This window comes from Vibrio sp. 10N.247.311.51, from assembly GCF_041467855.1.
Classification (GTDB): domain Bacteria; phylum Pseudomonadota; class Gammaproteobacteria; order Enterobacterales; family Vibrionaceae; genus Vibrio; species Vibrio coralliirubri.
Window position 1 is genome coordinate 334688 of record NZ_JBFSVK010000002.1, and the last position, 19413, is coordinate 354100.

The window sequence follows — 19413 nt, forward strand, 5'->3', positions numbered from 1 at the left end:
AAAGAAAAGCCCCAACAGTGTGGGGCTTTTGAGGTTTCTGTATTAAAGGAACTCGTCGGCGCCACCAGACAGCATAATTTCGCCACTGTCTGCCATCTTCCTCGCAATACCCAAAATCTCTTTCTGAGCCGCCTCAACGTCAGAGACTTTCACTGGCGGCATCGCCTCAATATCATCTCTCATCATATCGGCAGCACGTTTAGACATGTTCTTGAAGATCTTCTCACGTAGACCTTCATCGGCACCTTTAAGTGCTTTTTGTAGAATGTCTTGTGGAACATCACGTAGTAGTCGTTGAACACCTTGGTCATCAACTTCAATAAGGTTTTCAAAGACAAACATCAGATCTTGAATCTGTGTTGCCATGTCTTCGTCTTGATCACGGATTTGATCCATCAAGACGCCTTCGACGTTGTTGTCCATGTAGTTCATGATCTCAGCCGCGGCTTTCAGGCCACCAATTTTGGCTGCTTGAGCACCCGCTTGACCCGCGAACTGTTTCTCCATGATTTCGTTCAGTTCAGCAAGCGCCGAAGGTTGAACTTCTTCAAGGTTGGCAATACGCATCATCAGATCCAGACGAACTCGCTCTGGGAACTGAGACAGGATCTCAGCCGATTGGTCAGCATCGAGGTACGACAACACAATAGTTTGAATTTGAGGGTGTTCATTGATGATAATGCTCGCCACCTGACGAGGATCCATCCACTTAAGCGAATCCAAACCTTTCGAACCTGTGCCGAGAAGGATTTGGTCAACAAGGTTATTCGCCTTGTCTTCACCCAGAGCAGCAACTAACGCATTACGCATGAAGTCTTCGCTGCCCATACCAATGTTGGTGTACTTCTGAATATCATCTAAGAAAGCACGGTGCACTGCGCCTACTTTCTCTTGGGATAAGTCTGTAGCTCGCGCCATCGCACTACCCACACGCTGAACCTGCTTTGGCTCTAGGTGACGAATAATACCAGCAGCATCTTCTTCATTTAAACTGAGCAACAAGATCGCAGCACGCTCATCGCCTGAGATAGAGCCGATATCCACGCTAGAGACATCAAGCACTTCACCGCCTTCAGTTTGTTGTGGAACTATTTCGTTAGCCATCTACCATCCAATTCTTAACTACTTGAGCTGCTAGCTCTGGTTCATTCGCTACAAGTGCACGTACTGCTTTCAGCACGTCCTCGTCTTTATGAAGGTTTGGTAAGTCGATACTTGAACCAAATTCAAACAGCTCACCACCTTCAATATCACCACCAATTAAGCTGGTTTCGCCGTCGGCACCAATTGGCATACCATCAGGGCCGTACATCTGTTCATCGTTGTCTGCTGCTGGGTTAAGCAGTTTCTTCATTGCAGGGCGAACAAGTACCAACACCACCACAATAATAACCAAGGCACTTGCAAACCAACGAACCCAATCATTGAAGTTTGGATGCTCCCAGATTGGTACATCAGCAACAACATCTGTTACTTGAGGTGCAAACTGCATGCTTAATACGTTTAGCAAATCACCACGAGTTTCATCAAAGCCCACCGTACCAATCAGTACTTGGCGAATCGCATTGATCTCGCTCGCCGGAATCGGAGTATGAACCACTTCCCCCGTATCTGGGTTCAAGGATTGGCGGTCTTTGATCGCAACAGATACCGTCTGGCGGTTAACCGTGCCGCTCTGTTTACGTTCATGGCTGATGGTGGTGTCTAGCTCAAAGTTTCGAGTCGCTTCTTTGTGAACAGAGCCTTGGCCTGTCATCGCGCCGTCTTTCATCTGAGCCACATCTTGCGGGATTGAGGCATCAGCGGGAGGCTGGTTACTCAACGCACCCGGAATACCCGCCACCGTATTGCCGTTGTTGTAATCTTCTAAGGTGTATTCACTTCGAGTCGCTGGTGTGTTCGGATCAAAACGTTTTCTGGTTTGCTCCACAGCACTGAAATCGAGCTGGATATCAACCTGAGCGGTGTAGTTACCAAACCCAAGAATAGGAATCAAGATAGAGTCAATTTTTTCACGCAGCGCTTGTTCTTGATTGCGCTCTAACTCGTGTTCTTTACGACGCGCCGCTGACATAGGGTCTTGAGAGCCTGAGCTCAACAATCGACCATGCTGATCGGTCACCGTAATACGTGAGGTTTTCATTCCCGGAACAGCACTTGCCACCATATCCACAACAGAATCGACTTCTTGCTGCTTGAGATTAGTACCTGTTTTCAGGGTCAGGAATACGGAAGCGGAAGCTTCTTGATTATGACGTACAAAAACACTCTGCTTCGGCAGGGCCAATAAAACCTGAGCTTTACGCACCTGTTTCATCTGCTCAATGGCTTTGGCAAGTTGTCTTTCACGGCTTAATTTAAGGCGTTCTTGTTCTAAACGTTGTGATACACCAAAACCCATGTCTTGCATGAGGATGTCATCACCCGCGTTTCGCTCTTGGTTCAAACCCGCTCGTACCATATTAAGCTTTAATGAGTTGTACTCACTCGCCGGTACTGAGATGGTATTGCCTTCAAGCGTGTAATCGATCTTTTGCAGATCTAAGTAATCAAGAACGGGGATCAATTCTTCTGTTTCGTAAGCCCCTAATGGACGCATTTCTGGTTCTTTCACCCAGAAAAACAGCATCACAATCAGCGCTACACAGATAGAGATAGAAAGGACTAAGACGACCTGACGAAGTAAATCGAGATCACCGACAGCCATATCGAACTTCGATGAACTGCGCTCACCTAGATCGGGATTTTGCCCTTCTCCGTCTAGCTCAGAGCCTGCAATCAGTGCATGGTCGTTGCTATCGCTTACGGTTAAATCTGTTGTTTGACTATTATCTGCCACTATTTAACTACCTAACTTATACCGGCATATTCATCAGCTCTTTGTACGATTCGACCAATTTATTTCTAATTTGGATCGTCGCCTCAAAAGCCACACTAGATTTATTACGAGCAATCATCACGTCCGATAAGGATACGCTTTGGTCGCCACTATCAAAACGAGCTTGAAGATCACCTGAGGTCTTTTGTAATGAGTTCACATTATTGATGGCATTAGTCAGCATGTTGCCAAAATCTGCACCGACCGCTTGCCCCGTTGCTGCGGGACGCGCGCTGGCAGCTTCGACCATCATCGCCTGCATTTCGCCTTGTAAACCATCTATTCTCATCTACTACCTCAGGAGTCAAAATTATGACCATCTATTTAGCTATATTATTGACAGAGCAATTAGCGTGCCACACATTAAATTGACTAGATATCGTATTACACTAGTCAGAAAGCTGACACTACTAATCTATCCTCAGTTTGGGATATCTATTCCAGCATCGCGCATTTTAGCCAACTTGTAACGCAGTGTACGAGGGCTAATGCCCAGTTTTTCTGCCATATCTTTGCGTCGGCCATTACATGCGATCAAGGTTTCAAGAATGATCGCATACTCTTGATCTCTAAGCTCATTACCTAACCCTTCGCTGCTAGCCGCGATTTTATTGATAGGGTTTGCTTCGGCAATTGGTTTAATTTCTGGCGCAGCAACATCACTGCCTTCGACGATTTGTTGTAGGCTGCTTGCGTCTTGCCAATCGACACCTTCAAGAAGGATATGCTCACCAGAGATGTTCTCTTGTTCGCTCAATATTAACGCACGCTGTACCACATTGTCTAATTCGCGAACATTGCCCGGCCACGGATAATTGACGAGTTTACTGATCGCTTGCGCTGACATAACAGGTACAGGCATACCAAGTTTGGTACAATGACGCTCAACTAAGTGCTTGGCTAAAGGCTCAATATCACCTTTTCGCTCACACAGTGGTGGCCAAGAAATTGGGAATACATTCAAGCGGTAGTATAAATCCTCACGGAAATTCCCTTCAGAAACATACTGTTTAAGGTCACGGTTACTGGTCGCTAATACACGAACATCCAATTTGATGCTCTTACGGCTACCTAACCGCTCAACTTCGCGTTCTTGCAAAACACGCAGTAGTTTGGCTTGTAGACTAAGATCCATTTCACTGATCTCATCCAGCAGAATCGTACCGCCCTGCGCTTGCTCGAATTTCCCCGGGCAAGCTTGAATAGCGCCAGTAAATGCGCCTTTTTCATAACCAAACAAGGTCGCTTCTAACATGTTGTCTGGGATCGCCGCGCAGTTAATCGCGACAAACGGGCCATCTTTTCGGCTAGAGGCATTGTGAATGTAGCGAGACATCACCTCTTTACCAGAACCACTCGGGCCTAACACCATGACATTGGCATCGGTTTTCGCAACTTTATCAGCCAGCATCATTAGCTTGATACTTCTTTCATCAGCAACGATAGCGTCACCATTGTCGTCCGATTTTACAGGCGCATAACGGCTAACCATGTTGAGCAGCACTTCCGGCGCAAATGGTTTTGCCATGTAGTCGATAGCGCCCTCTTTCATAGCAGCAACGGCATCTTCGATGTTGGCGTACGCTGTCATTAGCAATACAGGTAAATTTGGCCAATGTTGCTTGATGTTTCTCAATAGCGCCAAGCCACCCATGCCCGCCATCTGCACGTCAGATACGACAATATCAACGGAGTTCGATTTTAATTTGACCAGAGCATCTTCCGCACAATCCGCTTCCAGCCATTCATAGCCAGCAAGCGCGAGAGTGTCGACAAGGGCTTCGCGTAGACCTTCATCATCTTCGACGATTAACACTTTGCTTTGAGCCATAGGATTCTCCAGTGTAAATTCAGTTAAAACTTATTAGTCTTCAGAAGAAGCACTTCTTTCCAGCGGTAGACACATGGTAAAGCATGCGCCGTCGCCTTCTTCTGATATCAATTCCAGTCGGCCTTCATGTGCTCGACATACCATTTGTACAACCGCTAAGCCTAGACCTGTACCTTGTGAACGAGTGGTAAAGAAGGGTTCCATAATTTTACCTTGAAGCTCTTTCGGTACGCCGGGACCACTGTCTTGCACTGATATCTTAAGCTCGCCGTTTACGGGCCTAAAAAAAACATCAATCTGCGATTCCTTGCCCGCAATTTGAACCGCGTTCAACACTAAGTTGCTTAATGCTGAGGCGATAGCGTTGGCGTTGCCGAACATTTGAGTCTGTTCGCCTTCAACTTCCTGGCAATAATCAATCTGGTTGGTTTTTAATGCCGCTTCCACCATAGGGTGAAATTCGGTGATCAATTCAGCCACAGTAAATGGCTTAACCACTTTGTTGTCACCACCTTTGGCAAACAACAGCATGTCGTTCACTTGTTTCTCTAAGTCATGCAATCTATCCATAAGCTTAGATTGAAAACGTGTTTTTGTTGCCGGCGGCAGATTTGGCGCGGCAAGGTTTGATGCATACAGCATCGCACTTGAAAGTGGTGTACGAACCTGATGGGCAAGCGAGGCCACCATTCTACCTAATGAAGACAAACGCTGAAGATCACTCACGCGAGACTGCAATAGTCGGGTCTCGGTCAAATCGGTAATCAAAATCAGCTGACCCGTGGTAGAGGCTGAAATCGCCAAACGTACTTTTCGCCCATTCTTCAATGAGATCTCATGACCGTCATCGTCTTTTGGGTCGAAGGCACTTTGAATCACTGAAAACCACTTCTCGCCAACCAACTCAACACCAAGAATACGGTGCGCTTCAGGGTTCGCTTCTCTCACTTCGCCGTGTGTATCTAACAAGATGACCCCTGCTGGCATCACGTCGAGTACTTGCTTATAGCGCTCAACCTGCTGTTCAACAGAATCTAGGTGTGATTGATTTTCTGGTTCGTTAGATACGTGCATGTCAAAAATTTGCCTCAAATACTAAAACAGCCTGAGACGTACAACACGAGTCAGGCTATTTGCTATATTTATCACATAGTTAAGCAAGCAACAACTCGACTATGGTTTATCTGTTCACTTAGCTAGAGTTACCAAATAGCTAAAAAGTGTGTGCTAGTTTTTCGTTTTCATCGAAAACTGGACACTATCGCTGCAAGTTATATTTACGCATTTTTTCAACCAGAGTGGTTCTACGCATTCCAAGCATGTCAGCAGCACGAGCAACAATGCCGCCCTGCGCTTCCAACGCTTGATTGATCATATTCACTTCCATATCCGCGAGGAGCTCTTTCAAGTTAACCCCTTCTGGCGGTAACTCTTGAGGAGCATTGGCATTGTCGGCAATATCATCTTGCTGATCAAAACTGAAATCTTCTGAGAATAAGTCAGCAAGTGCATCACGCTCCTGCTCCTCTTCAGATCCAAAGCTATTAAACTCTGGCTGGAACTCAGGGATATCGCTGTATCGATATTTAGTTGGCAGGTGATTCACATCAACCAAGCTGTTTGGATACAAGATAACCATTCGCTCAACCAGGTTCGCTAATTCACGAACGTTGCCCGGCCAGTAATGCTCCATCAAAGAGTTGATAGCACGAGCCGTGAAACAGATAGGCATGCTGCCTTCCGCTTCCATTCGAGTCATCAGCTCTTGAAGCAACAGTGGAATATCTTCTTTACGGTCTTGAAGCGCCGGCATTTCAATCGGGAATACATTCAAGCGGTAGTAAAGATCTTCACGGAACGAATCATCGTCGATCATATCTTCAAGGTTGCGGTGCGTTGCCGCAATCACTCGAACATCAGCTTGTATGGTGCTGTTGCCACCTACACGCTCAAAGCATCGTTCTTGCAGTACTCGTAGCAGCTTAACTTGCATCGCCATCGGCATATCGCCAATTTCATCAAGAAACAGTGTGCCACCTTCAGCCAATTCAAAACGGCCTTTACGTGCGGTAATCGCCCCAGTAAATGCGCCCTTCTCATGACCAAACAGTTCACTTTCAAGCAAATCAGGTGGAATCGCGCCACAGTTTACAGGAACAAAAGGCCCTGAACGACGTTTAGAATGATAATGAATGTTACGCGCTACGACTTCTTTGCCCGTGCCTGACTCACCAAGAATCAGCACGTTCGCTTCCGTAGAAGAGACTTGTTCAATTAAGTGGCGTACTTCTTGAATACCAGCACTTTGTCCTACTAGGCTGCGAAACAGGGTGTTCTTGCGTGCCGAAGACACAACTTGAACACCTTTGCGGCCTAAGAAGTCTTTACAGTGTCTTAATGCATCACTTAATTGCGGGTAGTTAAGAGGAAGTTCAAGCTCACCAACATAGTTAGTCAACTCGTCAACCGGGTGATTGTTTTTGCCAATCACCAGTAAAGGGATGTGATTGGCGTGAACAAGCTTCTCATTCAGTAATGCGTTGAAGCCTTTGCCTTTAATGGTACCAATAATGCAGCCGGCCCACTGTAGTGACCAATCAACTTTACGTGCTTGTTCAGAGCTGATTACTTCGTAGCTCTCTCCTACAAACTCTAATATTGTGCTTAAATTGTGACGATCTTGAGCGTTATCGTCGACGACAAGCAGTTTTGCCAAACCTTGCATAAGTAGGAATTATTGCCTTTATTTTGGTGCGATGCGGAAAAACGGTGAGCAACGTAGTCTATAAAACAGTGAAAATTATCAACGATTACGGTCCACGTGGACAAATTTAGGAAATCAGCAACGAAAAAAGCCATTAGGCTATCTAATGGCTTCTATTTTATTTGATTAAAAAAATAAGGCAACCAACCAATTAAGGGATATGAGATTGGTTAAAACTGCAATTTTTCTTTAAATACCTACGTCAGCGGACGTCAAGTTGTGATATTCGTTCGGAATTTGGTCCCAAGCGCTCTTAATTTCGCGAATAATATCGATAACATCATCAATAGGCTGTGGGTCATTTTTGTGATTTGCCGCAGAAATTTGCGTGATCATGAACTCATAAAGTTGATCTAGGTTTTTCGCAATATCGCCACCATCGTCCATAGATAGGCAACTACGTAGGCTAATAATGATATCTAGAGCCTTACCAAGTCGCTCACCTTTCACTGGGATGTTGCCTGCTTGCATTGCCGCTTTGCCTTGAATCAAACGCTCGATAGCACCGGCCATTAGCATTTGTACAATCTTATGCGGTGAGGCAGCCGTTAGCTGACTATCCACTGATACCTTTTTATATGCCTGTAAAGAACCGCGCATAGTAAACCTCTTCTATAAAAACTTTTTGTATTGTTGAACTGATTTAGCGCCGTGACGGTATTTGTGCAGGGTATTACCTACTCGACTCGTCTCAGACTGCATCAATTCGACTAATTTTCTGGTTCTGGTAATGGCTTCAAACCATTCAGAACTTTGCTTAACGTCGGGATGTGAGTCGATTATTTGAAGCACGTTTTGCAATAACTGTTCTCTGTTATCGACAAGCTGCGTTATTTCTTCAGCATTAATTTCACTAAATTCCAGTTTAGAGATAATTAGTTGATCGAGTTCACAAAGCTCTTGTAGCTGGCTATTCATCTATTAGCCCAACGCATTCATCATACTGCCCAGCTGAGATTGCATCTTACTGGTCGCATCTTGCATGGCCGTGAACTTAGAGTGCGTGCGGCTCTCTAGGCTGTCCATGCGACGGTCAAGCGCGCTTTGGTCATCAACCAAGCGGTAGTTTTGCTCGACCAAGCTCTTCTCTCTAGTACGGATTGAACCCGTAATACCTGTGATACCTTGAATCGCATCTTCCACTCTTTTGGCGAAACCATTGTTGCCACCAAAGAACTCACCCAACTTATCGAAATTGTTGTTGAGTTGACGATCAAGCATGTCGTAGTTGATTTCTAGCGAGCCTTGCCTTGTGGTGGTGATACCGAATTCAGTCAAAGACTTTAGATTGTCTGGCGCACCTTCGATACTTGATGAGAACACCCCTTTCAATCGAGAGTCGGCGTTACGTACTGTACTGTCACCAGAAAGCGGGCCTTTTTGACCGGTCGTTGGATCAACACCCGCAAGGTCTTTCGACACTTGATAGAACTGGTTATAAGAGCTCACAAAGGATTCGATATCTTGGCGAACACTGTTACGGTCGTACTCCACACCAATTTCTGCCGGCGGCTTATCTTTTGGCGTTTTTCCTTTCACCGTAATATCAATACCTTCAACGGCATCTTCAATCACATTGTTATTACTAGAGAGCTGAGCAACACCATCTAAGACAACCATAGAATCTTGGCCAGCCTGAACTTCGGTCATACCACTATAGGTATCAAAAGATTGTTGTGCTTGTTCGAGCTCTGCTTGCACTTTATCGACCTTCTCTAAAAGCTCACGCTCTTCAGGTTCTAATTTAGCACGCTCAATTTTCTTGGCTTGCTCTGCGGTGAGTTCGCCTTTTTGAACTTTCTCAGCCAACTCCGCTTTTTCTTGTGAAATCTTCTCTTCGATACGCGCTTGCTCAGCCTCAAGCTTTTGTTGGGCTTCTTTCGGTGTCACGTATGAATCGGTCAGAGTACCTGAGGCAGCATTTGACCACCCCGGCACATCGGGTGCCTTCTCTATCGCTTTTTCATCAAGCTCAAGTTCTGGTGTGTAGTAAGAATCTAAAAGCGTACCTGACGCGGTTTCAGTCCAACCAGGGATATTGTCTTCAGGCATCACCGACTTTGCCGCTTGAGCTGCGTCTAGGGCAGCTTGACCGTCGGCTGCGGCTTGCTCACCGTAGCTGAGACTTTGAGAGTCTCCGTCAACATCTGAAGTAGAATCGGTTTGGGCTGCTGGGATGATATTGCCATCTTTATCGAGTGTTTCATTCACATTTGGGTCATCGCTAGCGATCACTTCATCGATGAGTTCGACGGCTTTTCCTGCGGGGGTTAGAGCTAGAATATCTTGAGCAGCAACGCGCGCTTTCTCTAGCGCTTTAACACGTTCTTCAAGCGTTTTGTATTCGAGTTTTTTTAAGGGATTAGCAGCATCTGACTCAACATTAATGCTGATTTGCTGATCTGAACCAGACTGGTTTGAGGCAATAATAAGTCTTGGGCCTTCGACATCGTTGATAATAGATGCACGAACGCCTGGGTTGCTATCTGCACCGTTGATACCACGAACAACGTCGATAAGTCTCGATCTGTCGCCAACTTGCACATCAAAGCTGTCATCACCAAGCGAAATCTGCAGCTTACCTGGGCCAAATTTCATGTCCTCTGACAGTACATCAGAAGCCACTTTATGGCTTTGGGCAAGCTGCAACACATCGATGGCATATTTGCCAGCGATCGCTTCGGTAGTCGCGGTTGCAGAGACAAGACCTTCATCGGTACTTTCGACTGTTCGCACAGCAAAAGCTTTTTCCTGACGAAAGTTTGTCATCAGGTTTTTCATCGAATCAAGGGATTCTCTGAGTCTTCCGTAGGCACTAATGCTGGTATCGATTCGCGTTCGTTCATTGTCGATTCGTTGCTGTTTAGGTACACGCTCCGAATCAACAATTGTGCTGACCATGGAATTGATATCCATGCCAGACGAAATCCCCATTGGGCCAAAACTCATTAAATCACCTCAATAATACGACTTAAACCTTCACCTCAAATATTCGACTATTCGAGTTTTGGGCTGCTAGGCGTCTTAGAATTTCAAGCATTTCTTCATCAGGGATCTGGCGAATAATATCACCGGTTGTGGTCTCATAAATGGTAACCACATCTCTCCCAGATTCTTCATCGACCTTAAAAGCCACACCTTTATTGAGAGAGGAGATAAACTCGTTTACCTTCTCCACCATTTTGACTCGCTCTTCATCATTTAATTCTTGTCTATGTTGAGCTAATTGAATCGCCGCTTCAGTAGCTTCCTCTTTCGATTTCTCTACCTTGCCATAAGATGTTGCTTCTTTTAGTCGCGAAATACTCGACGCACTACTACCTTCATCGCTTGCAATTTTAATGCCATTAGGTGAGCCATAAGGCTGGATGTTCGATGCGTTAGATGGTATTTCCATAACACTCTCCCTCCCTCCTTTATGAGCCAAACAGTAAAACTCTACCTAAAGTAGAGTTTACCGCTACTTACCGAGGTAAGTTTAGCCCAATAAGCTTAGAGCTGCTGATGGTGACTGTTTTGCTTGAGCTAGGATAGAAGTACTCGCCTGTTGTAGGATTTGAGACTTAGTCATAGCCGTTGTTTCTTTCGCGTAATCGGTATCTTTGATACGGCTCTTAGACGCATTAACGTTTTCGTTGATGTTGTCTAAGTTGCTGATTGCGTGGTCAAAACGGTTTTGGAAAGCACCTAGAGAAGCACGTTGGCTATCAACAGATTTTAGTGCGCCATCAATGATAGATACCGCTTCGTTTGCACCAGCAACCGAAGTTACATCGATGTCGTTAACAGTTACATCTTTAGCTCCACCAATACCTAGCTCGCCCGCAAGGCTGCCACCAAACTCCACGTCACCCTCAACTTTTTGACTTGAAGCGAAAAGTTGCAGTTTACCGCCTTCACCCACAGACGCTTTAACGTCTTCACTTTGACCGTTGATGTAAGTTGCTAGCTCTTCAATATCGTTGCCTTCTTTCGCAGAAATGGACAACTCTTGAGCTTCACCAAATTTATCGTTGTACTTAATCGTTAGATCAGCACCAGCACCTACACGCCAAGAAGCATCTTTGCCTTCTTCTACGCCGTAGCTCTTACCGCCCATTTCTTGAGTATCGGTGCGCATGTTCCCCATAGAAAGCATTACCGCCTCACCAGAATCTGCACCGATTTGGAAAGATTGACTACCGTAAGTTCCGTTAAGAAGCCTGTTACCACCAAAAGAAGTTGTTTCAGCAATACGGTTAAGTTCTTTGTTCAGAGCAGAGACTTCTTCTTGGATCGCAACACGTTCAGATTTGCTGTTTGAACCATTTGAAGATTGAAGAGAAAGGTCACGCATACGTTGCAGAATGTTGGTTGACTCATTCATTGCACCTTCAGCGGTCTGTGCAATAGAGATACCGTCATTCGCGTTTTTCACAGCCATATCTAGGCCACGGCTTTGCGACGTTAAGCGGTTAGAGATTTGTAGGCCTGCAGCATCATCTTTTGCGCTATTGATTTTATAGCCAGAAGACAAACGCTCCATTGATTTTTGAGTACCTTCAGCCGCGCTATTCAGGTAGCGCTGAGCCGTCATTGCAGACACATTAGTGTTTACATTAATCGCCATAGTTGATCTCCTTTAGGCATTTTTTAATGCACTTATGTGACTCTCACCTCACACAAATACATGTCAATTTGTTTATGCACCAGTGTCTCTCTCACCTTACATTGGTACATATCATTTCTCTCAATCCCTTTAACGGCCCCTTAATTAGAAGCTTTAATAAAAAATGCGATTTTTTTCGTATTCTTTTCAACAACAAAGAAAAGTGTGATCGGGCTTCAATTAATAGGTCATCATTCGCTAAAGTTTCGTATCCTCGCTCATTTATAAGTGATGCCTTGCACATAAAAACCAAAGCAGATCCCTGATACCTCGTTCTACTCGGTTCTGGAATGACGGTTAATTCCCTCACCGACTTATGGTTCACTCTTCATTCCTTACAGTGGTAGATAAAAACGAAACAAACTCCTTCCTCAAAAAACTAGATTCCTGATACCTCGTTCTACTCGGTTCTGGAATGACGATTGAAAACTATTGTTTGAATCTGAGTAATTATTTACTCGATCTAACCTTGCCAAAGCAGCTATACAGTCTCCACAACCCAACCCCGTCATTCCCTACAGTGAGGAACGAACGCGATAGGGAATCTCGCTTTTGCTCCTGCTTACCAACATTGCACTTTTTCAAATACACCTTCGCCAAATTGCAGGCAATAAAAAACCCAGCCGAAGCTGGGTTTGTTTAGCGCTCATCTCTCACCACGAGCTAATTTGTGGAGGCCCTACGTTAACACTAGGGTCAACGTGGCCTTTCAATCGATTAACCTAGTAGGCTAAGTGCCGAGTTCGGAGCTTGCTTCGCTTGCGCAAGAATCGAGCTTGAAGCTTGAGAAAGGATCTGAGACTTAGTCATCTGAGTCGTTTCTTTCGCGAAATCGGTATCTTTAATACGGCTCTTAGATGCGTTAACGTTCTCGTTAATGTTGTCTAAGTTGCTGATAGCGTGGTCGAAACGGTTTTGGAAAGCACCCAATTCAGCACGGTGGCTGTCTACATACTTAAGTGCCGCATCGATAACAGCTACAGACTCTTGTGCGCCGCCAACTGATGTTACATCGATAGTGTCAACCGTTACGTCTTTACCTGCTTGAATACCTAACTCACCAGCAAGACCACCAGAGAAAGACACATCGCCGCTCACTTTGTTGTTGCCAGTGAACATTTGTAGCTTGCCGTCTTCAGTTACAGATGCTTTAACAGAATCTTGTTGACCGTTGATGTACGTTGCTAGCTCTTCAATGTCGTCACCCGCTTTTGCGCTGATGTCGATTTCTTGTGCTTGACCGAAGTTATCAGTGAACGACATTTTTAGGTCGTTAGAGCCTGATTGAACGTTCCAATCTTTATCTTTCGCGTTCTCAGTTTGGTAGCTCTTACCACCCATCTGAGCGTTATCAGAGCGCATATCTTTCAGTTGAAGCATTACCGCTTCACCGTTGTCCGCACCGATTTGGAATGACTGAGTTCCGTAAGTGCCATTAATGAGTTTGTTACCACCGAAAGATGTGGTTTCTGCGATACGGTTAAGTTCATTGTTAAGCGCAGTTACTTCTTCTTGAATCGCTACACGCTCAGATTTTGAGTTTGAGCCGTTTGAAGACTGTAGAGACAAATCACGCATACGTTGCAGGATGTTCGTTGTCTCGTTCATTGCACCTTCAGCAGTTTGTGCAATTGAGATACCGTCGTTCGCGTTACGTACAGCAACATCAAGACCGCGGCTCTGAACGTTCAAACGGTTAGAGATTTGTAGGCCCGCAGCGTCATCTTTTGCGCTGTTGATTTTTGAGCCAGAAGCTAGACGCTCCATTGATGTTTGTTGTGCGCTGTTTGCGTTGTTTAAGTAACGTTGCGCTGTCATCGCTGAAACGTTGGTATTTACATTCACTGCCATGGTGATTTCTCCAATTGATTTTCCGGTATAGCGGTTTCCGACGTCTCGGAAAACCAAGTAGTTCTCTCAAAGTTACTTTTAATAACGGCGCGAAAATCAGAAGCTTTAGAAAAACTTTCAAAAAACCACAAAAAAATTATTAATTTAATATTTATCAACAACTTAATTTTCATCACTTTCTAATACAGCGATAGCTTTCAATTGAGAAAAGATCTTAATCTGTTTGAGAAATGTACGAATTTCAGTCTAAGTTACTCAAGGTGGAGAAATGATCAATCGCCAAAGATCTCCGAGTTAGGCAGATCTTGTGTAATAGATGAAATTATTTATCGTGAAGAAGAACAGTCAAATAGAGATTTGAAAAAGGTAGAGCGAGAAAATTCGCAGGAAAGTAAATAGCAAAAACAAGAAATACAGAAAGGAAAAAGCCCCTTTTCCTTTGAGAGAACCGGGGCTAGTTGGCGCGTCAGAGCCTGTGTGGAGATCATCGAGAAATGAACACATTTCCGACTTGCCGTTGCATTCTTACTGTAAAAATGGATAGCAGGTGAGAGATGAGAGAGCTAAACACTCAATAGTAAGTATGCTTGCCAGTTTCCCTTGCTGCATGGCTCACGTCTGAACACGAGCAGCGAGTTCAACCAATAACTATTGCAATAGTGACATCGCAGAGTTAGGCAACTGTTTCGCTTGAGCAAGTATCGAAGTACCTGCTTGTTGCAGAATTTGTGATTTGGTCATTTGCGTCGTCTCTTTCGCAAAGTCCGTATCTTTGATTCGGCTGTTTGAAGCGTCTACGTTCTCTTGTACGTTTGCCAAGTTATTAATACTGTGGCTTAGACGGTTCTGTTTTGCACCCAAATCAGCACGCTGTGAATCTACGTATTTCATTGCAGAATCAATCACGCTAATAGCATTCTGTGATCCTGCTACGCTCATCAAACTAATATCTTGAACCGATGTTGCACGACCTTCACTCTTGATTCCTAACTCAGAAGCTAAGCCACCAGAAATAGACATAGCCCCTTCAAGGTCAGGTTCAGCAACGAACAGTTGAATACGGCCATCATCGGTAACCGATGCGTTCACAAGATCAGATTGACCATTAATGTAAGTCGCAAGCTCTTCGATATCATCACCCGCTTTGGTATTGATATCTAAAACGATATCTTCACCCGCTTTGGTTCTGAATTCGAACTTAAGATCGCGAGCTTGTGCAGGCACTTCCCAGCTCTTGTCTTTGCCGTTTTCAGAATCAAACGTTGTGCCACCCATACGGAAATCATCAGCACGAACACTAGTAAGGCCCATAATCATCGCTTCACCAGAGCTAGAACCAATCTGGAATGATGCTTCACCAAATGATCCATTCAACAGACGACGACCACCAAACGAGGTTGTCTCTGCGATACGGTTAAGCTCATCTTGAAGTGCCGAAGACTCTTCGTTTAGCGCGGTACGTTCAGCTGCGGTGTTCGTTCCGTTTGATGATTGAATCGCCAGATCACGCATACGTTGTAGTACGTTGGTTGATTCATTCATCGCGCCTTCAGCGGTTTGTGCAATTGAAATACCATCATTGGCATTACGCATTGCAACGTCTAAACCACGTGATTGTGCCGTTAAACGGTTAGAGATTTGCAGACCGGCTGCATCGTCTTTCGCGCTGTTGATTTTATGCCCAGATGACAAACGTTCCATAGAGGTCGCCAAGTCATTAGATGCTTTATTCAGGTAACGTTGTGCTGTCATAGCAGAAACGTTAGTGCTTACATTGATAGCCATTTTGCTCTCCTTATGAGTCCGCAAAGTTTCTGCGAAGCGGCCAGCTTTACTCTCATATGGATAAGCACTGACCGTGTATTACTCGATAAACCCTATACAAGGTTTAAGATCTGTATTAATCATTTATAACCAACACAGATACAAGTTGTATGCCAAGTTTAATATCATATAAATAATTTTTTAATTATCTAAAAATCAAAAACTTACAAACAACACTGCGCAATTATGATTTTCTAATATCAGAAGATGAAAAACATTCACCTTCCTTATTGCCGTTTTTTGCCGCTATTTTCAAACAGATGACATCTTGTATGAAAAACCGGCAAAGATTGAAGTGATTCGCTCATACGGCTTAGCACATATGGCAAAGAATCTAACTTCAATGGTGAGTGTTAGTTCACCACTAAATACCGATTGATCATTAAATATAGTTAAACAAGGTCAGGTCTTTGGTTTTACCAAACGCTTGTTGAGAAGCTTGCAATGCTCGAGAGTTTTCATTGAACTCAATGATGGCTTTCGAGTAATCCAAGTCTTCAAAGTTGCTTTTCGCTTTCGCTAAGGACAACTTAAAATCTTCATGTTGCTGTTCTTGGATATCGAGCGTATTCAATCTCGCACCGACATCCGTTCTCGCTTTGGTCAAATGAATAAACGCAGCATGGAACTCTTCGGTTGCTTGTTGCAATTTTGCCGTCGCTGATGCATCAGACACTGATGATTCTGCAAGTTCTGCTGCATCTTTGAAGGTGTCAAATATTGAAAATGAGCTTCTTGGCTCCAAAGTAATCGAGTCGCCTTTGGTTATTTGACCTTTGATTTGAATACTCAAACCTTCATATTCAATACCTTTAGATGGTTCAAAATCTTCTACAGACACCGTACTGCCATCTTTTTCGAGTTGATAAGCAAATTTGCCATTTTGCATATCTACAAAAGTAATTTTGTAGGTTGATTCGTCTTGAAAAGATTCATTTGTTGCTCTTTCAAGTAGCAATGCGGAGGCTGGCTGCAAATTATATTGAGGTTCATAATCACCGAATGGATTATCGATCTCCATAAACAACTTGCTACCCGGATCATTCATCGCCATTTCAAAACTGCTTGCCACACGCATCTTGCGTTGATAATCGTCTCCGGCATAACTGACATGGCCCTTGTTATCTCGGAAAAATGGCTGATTCTTAGGTTTTGTACCTGCAAATGTATAGTTACCTGACTCATCTTGGGAGTTAGACATATGCAAAAAATTACTAGCTAACTCTTGAATTTCACGTCTCTTTGCAAGGCGGTCTTCTGGAGATAATGAACCGTTGACCATTTCCATCACGGTACGTTTGGCTTCATCAGCAAAATCCTCTGAATTAGAAATCATAACTTCTTGATGTTCTAATCGATTACGAACCAAGACTATTGCGTCGCTATATTGCTTTAGTTGTTCTGACTGCTGACCAATGTTCTGCAAATAGTGCGTCGCCAATGGGTCATCACTTGGCGACTGTAACTTCTTACCGGAAGCAAGTTGTGCTTGGTTGTGATGCACCTTGTTCTCTTGACGGCGCAAGTCATTTTGTACTGACTGATAATTATGGAAGCTAGAGATACGATTCAACATTTATACCTTCCTACCTCAGAGCCAAAATAGTGTTAAACGTATCGTTGGCTGCTTGCATGATGCGAGAAGAAGCCATATACGCTTGCTGAAATTTCATCATATTTGCCGCTTCTTCATCGAGGTTTACTCCCGAGATAGAAGCTATACGTTCTTGAGCCGACTGTTTTTCTAACGTCGCAATATCACTCAAGCGATTGGCCGTTGAAGACTTCAAGCCCGTATTAGTATTCAAGTTGTGGTAAAGGTCTAAAATCGTAGACTCCCCCTCATTCAACAGCTTTCCTGTTTGAAGATCTTGCAGCTTACGCAGGTTACCGTTGTCACCTTCTGATGGGACAAGGTTTGCCGTAAACTTATCGTTTGCCACCGCGCCGGGTGTGAGCTCAAACGTTGTACCGTTGATGGTCACTGGCCCTTGTGGCGGATACGGTTGCGGCTGCATTAAGATGTTACCCTTCGGATCCGTCACAGCAAACTGCTCACCTTTTGGTGAGACAATCACTTCAAACTCACGCAGTTGACCTGCTTCTAGAATTTTGAATCCCGCAGTACCCTTGGCAAACGTGGTCGATGCCTCATAACTTTGCGCAGCAATGTCTTTCGGGTCTTTGGTTTCCATCTGTATTTGAGCAGCAAAATTGCGCGTTGGACGCAGTAACAGTTTCTCTCCTAGTTCAGGAGGATTACGTACTTCCACTCGCATGCCATCAAGATAAAAAGCACTACCGCTAGAGTCGGTCGCCATCTTAACGGTCTCACCGTTCGGCTTAGTCACGACATAGTCACTGCCATCGTATTTCAGGCCATACTCACCGCCTTTTAAGGCAGAAGTATCATCAATGTATACCGCAACATCGGCTTTCGATTGCCCGCTAGCCGTGACACGAGATTTTGCCACCAGCTCTGAGTTCACGTCGGTAAACAAGTCCTTACCTACGTTGCCGTTAAGATCCAAACCTTGTTCTTGAAGACTATTGACCTCATATGAAAACGCGGTCGCTAAACGACCAAGCTCATCCATGATTGCCGGGATATGTTCGTCACGCATGTCTAGCATGGCGCCGATTTTTCCGTCGATATCACTGCTGGTGATCGGTTTTAAAGACTTACCTTCAACAATTGCTAGGCGACGCTGATGCGCATCGGGCAAGCCATCAACCATCTTCAGTTGGCTCGCTTCACTACCAGAAACCAAGGTGTGACCATTACCAATATGGACGTTAAATCCTTCGGCATTTGAGCGTGGTGTCACCGTGACTTTGGTGTAGCCAGAAAGCTCATTAATCAACTTTTCGTGCTGATCTCGTAGGTCATTATGAGGCCCAGGAGTCCGCATCATTAAACGCTGAACATCGCGGATCTCGTACGCAAGTTGGTTAACTCGCTCGATACCCATATCTAATTTTTTATTCGTAGAATCAGACTGTTGACGAACCGTTTCATGGAATTCATTTAACGTCTTGCTGAGTAGTCCAGCCTTTTCTAGTACAACTTTTCGAGCACCGACATCATTCGGTGTATCGGCTAATGTTTTAACCGAATCAAACCATTCATTCAGGTTTTCTGGAATCTTCTTCGAAGCAACCGATGACAGCATACTCGACAGCATATCGAGGTTAGCTTCGGTGTCGCCTTTATTAGCGGCATTGGTTGTCGATAAGTTAAGTTCGTTGACGGCAAATTGGTCCCAAGAGCGGCGAACATTTTCCACATGCACACCCATACCGTAGCTTTGGCCACCGTACTGACGCGGGTCATTCACACCTTGAATCACAGATTGGCGGCTATAGCCCTCTGTGTTGGCGTTAGAAATGTTATGACCTGTGGTGTTTAGCTGTCTCTGAGCAGTAAGAACACTTTGTGCCCCTACATTCAGAAGATCCGACGCCATAATGCCCCCAAAAAACTTAACAAAATCAGGATAAACTGATTAACTACCAGTTTAAAAAGCAATATATGTGCCAATAGAGACGCTGAGAGATAAAAGACAATAATTTATTGAAGTGTAAGGAGATAACGACAGACTTCGCTGCAAACTTTC

General features: G+C 44.6%; 15 protein-coding genes. All 15 read right to left on the reverse strand.

Features of this window, described 5'->3' with window-relative positions:
• Window positions 1–42: 42 nt before the first annotated feature.
• Window positions 43–1104: a flagellar motor switch protein FliG gene (fliG, locus tag AB6E85_RS03635; protein ID WP_017060682.1), complete on the reverse strand. Its 1062-nt coding sequence runs from the start codon at window positions 1102–1104 to the stop codon at window positions 43–45.
• Entirely contained in the window at window positions 1097–2839 is a 1743-nt protein-coding gene (gene fliF, locus AB6E85_RS03640) for a flagellar basal-body MS-ring/collar protein FliF (protein ID WP_017060683.1), read from the reverse strand. The genes fliG and fliF overlap by 8 nt, the downstream gene beginning before the upstream one ends.
• A gap of 16 nt (window positions 2840–2855) precedes the next feature.
• Window positions 2856–3167, reverse strand: a complete 312-nt coding sequence (gene fliE / locus AB6E85_RS03645; RefSeq protein ID WP_017060684.1) for a flagellar hook-basal body complex protein FliE — start codon at window positions 3165–3167, stop codon at window positions 2856–2858.
• 132 nt (window positions 3168–3299) lie between these two features.
• On the reverse strand, window positions 3300–4709 hold the full coding sequence (locus tag AB6E85_RS03650) for a sigma-54-dependent transcriptional regulator (RefSeq protein ID WP_372141490.1): 1410 nt from the start codon (window positions 4707–4709) through the stop codon (window positions 3300–3302).
• Between the two features lie 33 nt (window positions 4710–4742).
• The gene (locus AB6E85_RS03655) at window positions 4743–5783 is read right to left on the reverse strand and encodes a PAS domain-containing sensor histidine kinase (RefSeq protein WP_019820743.1); all 1041 of its coding nucleotides are present in this window, start codon (window positions 5781–5783) and stop codon (window positions 4743–4745) included.
• Between the two features lie 184 nt (window positions 5784–5967).
• The gene (locus AB6E85_RS03660) at window positions 5968–7434 is read right to left on the reverse strand and encodes a sigma-54 dependent transcriptional regulator (RefSeq protein WP_372141492.1); all 1467 of its coding nucleotides are present in this window, start codon (window positions 7432–7434) and stop codon (window positions 5968–5970) included.
• A gap of 228 nt (window positions 7435–7662) precedes the next feature.
• A complete protein-coding gene (gene fliS / locus AB6E85_RS03665) occupies window positions 7663–8073 on the reverse strand; it encodes a flagellar export chaperone FliS (protein WP_004736194.1) in 411 nt (136 codons plus the stop codon).
• Between the two features lie 12 nt (window positions 8074–8085).
• Entirely contained in the window at window positions 8086–8391 is a 306-nt protein-coding gene (locus tag AB6E85_RS03670; protein ID WP_372141494.1) for a flagellar protein FliT, read from the reverse strand.
• A gap of 3 nt (window positions 8392–8394) precedes the next feature.
• Window positions 8395–10422 carry a flagellar filament capping protein FliD gene (fliD, locus tag AB6E85_RS03675; RefSeq protein ID WP_372141496.1) on the reverse strand — a complete coding sequence of 676 codons (2028 nt, stop codon included), beginning with the start codon at window positions 10420–10422 and terminating at the stop codon, window positions 8395–8397.
• Between the two features lie 22 nt (window positions 10423–10444).
• Complete coding sequence (flaG, locus tag AB6E85_RS03680) at window positions 10445–10870, reverse strand: flagellar protein FlaG (protein WP_017060690.1); 426 nt, start codon at window positions 10868–10870, stop codon at window positions 10445–10447.
• An 81-nt stretch (window positions 10871–10951) separates the two neighbouring features.
• Window positions 10952–12082 (reverse strand): flagellin, encoded by a 1131-nt coding sequence (locus AB6E85_RS03685; RefSeq protein ID WP_017060691.1) that lies wholly within the window; start codon window positions 12080–12082, stop codon window positions 10952–10954.
• A gap of 756 nt (window positions 12083–12838) precedes the next feature.
• Window positions 12839–13972 (reverse strand): flagellin, encoded by a 1134-nt coding sequence (locus tag AB6E85_RS03690; RefSeq protein WP_120459687.1) that lies wholly within the window; start codon window positions 13970–13972, stop codon window positions 12839–12841.
• A gap of 648 nt (window positions 13973–14620) precedes the next feature.
• The gene (locus AB6E85_RS03695; RefSeq protein ID WP_017062253.1) at window positions 14621–15757 is read right to left on the reverse strand and encodes a flagellin; all 1137 of its coding nucleotides are present in this window, start codon (window positions 15755–15757) and stop codon (window positions 14621–14623) included.
• A 421-nt stretch (window positions 15758–16178) separates the two neighbouring features.
• Window positions 16179–17372 carry a flagellar hook-associated protein FlgL gene (flgL, locus tag AB6E85_RS03700; RefSeq protein ID WP_372141498.1) on the reverse strand — a complete coding sequence of 398 codons (1194 nt, stop codon included), beginning with the start codon at window positions 17370–17372 and terminating at the stop codon, window positions 16179–16181.
• 10 nt (window positions 17373–17382) lie between these two features.
• Window positions 17383–19263 carry a flagellar hook-associated protein FlgK gene (flgK, locus tag AB6E85_RS03705; RefSeq protein WP_248640905.1) on the reverse strand — a complete coding sequence of 627 codons (1881 nt, stop codon included), beginning with the start codon at window positions 19261–19263 and terminating at the stop codon, window positions 17383–17385.
• Window positions 19264–19413: the final 150 nt, after the last annotated feature.

Bases quoted from the DNA above. Each gene is read 5' to 3' on its own strand.
- flgK (WP_248640905.1), bottom strand. From the start codon at position 19,263: ATGGCGTCGGATCTTCTGAATGTAGGGGCACAAAGTGTTCTTACTGCT.
- fliE (WP_017060684.1), bottom strand. From the start codon at position 3,167: ATGAGAATAGATGGTTTACAAGGCGAAATGCAGGCGATGATGGTCGAA.
- flaG (WP_017060690.1), bottom strand. From the start codon at position 10,870: ATGGAAATACCATCTAACGCATCGAACATCCAGCCTTATGGCTCACCT.
- fliD (WP_372141496.1), bottom strand. From the start codon at position 10,422: ATGAGTTTTGGCCCAATGGGGATTTCGTCTGGCATGGATATCAATTCC.
- fliS (WP_004736194.1), bottom strand. From the start codon at position 8,073: ATGCGCGGTTCTTTACAGGCATATAAAAAGGTATCAGTGGATAGTCAG.
- AB6E85_RS03685 (WP_017060691.1), bottom strand. From the start codon at position 12,082: ATGGCGATTAATGTAAACACTAATGTGTCTGCAATGACGGCTCAGCGC.
- AB6E85_RS03650 (WP_372141490.1), bottom strand. From the start codon at position 4,709: ATGGCTCAAAGCAAAGTGTTAATCGTCGAAGATGATGAAGGTCTACGC.
- AB6E85_RS03670 (WP_372141494.1), bottom strand. From the start codon at position 8,391: ATGAATAGCCAGCTACAAGAGCTTTGTGAACTCGATCAACTAATTATC.
- AB6E85_RS03690 (WP_120459687.1), bottom strand. From the start codon at position 13,972: ATGGCAGTGAATGTAAATACCAACGTTTCAGCGATGACAGCGCAACGT.
- AB6E85_RS03695 (WP_017062253.1), bottom strand. From the start codon at position 15,757: ATGGCTATCAATGTAAGCACTAACGTTTCTGCTATGACAGCACAACGT.
- AB6E85_RS03660 (WP_372141492.1), bottom strand. From the start codon at position 7,434: ATGCAAGGTTTGGCAAAACTGCTTGTCGTCGACGATAACGCTCAAGAT.
- AB6E85_RS03655 (WP_019820743.1), bottom strand. From the start codon at position 5,783: ATGCACGTATCTAACGAACCAGAAAATCAATCACACCTAGATTCTGTT.
- flgL (WP_372141498.1), bottom strand. From the start codon at position 17,372: ATGTTGAATCGTATCTCTAGCTTCCATAATTATCAGTCAGTACAAAAT.
- fliG (WP_017060682.1), bottom strand. From the start codon at position 1,104: ATGGCTAACGAAATAGTTCCACAACAAACTGAAGGCGGTGAAGTGCTT.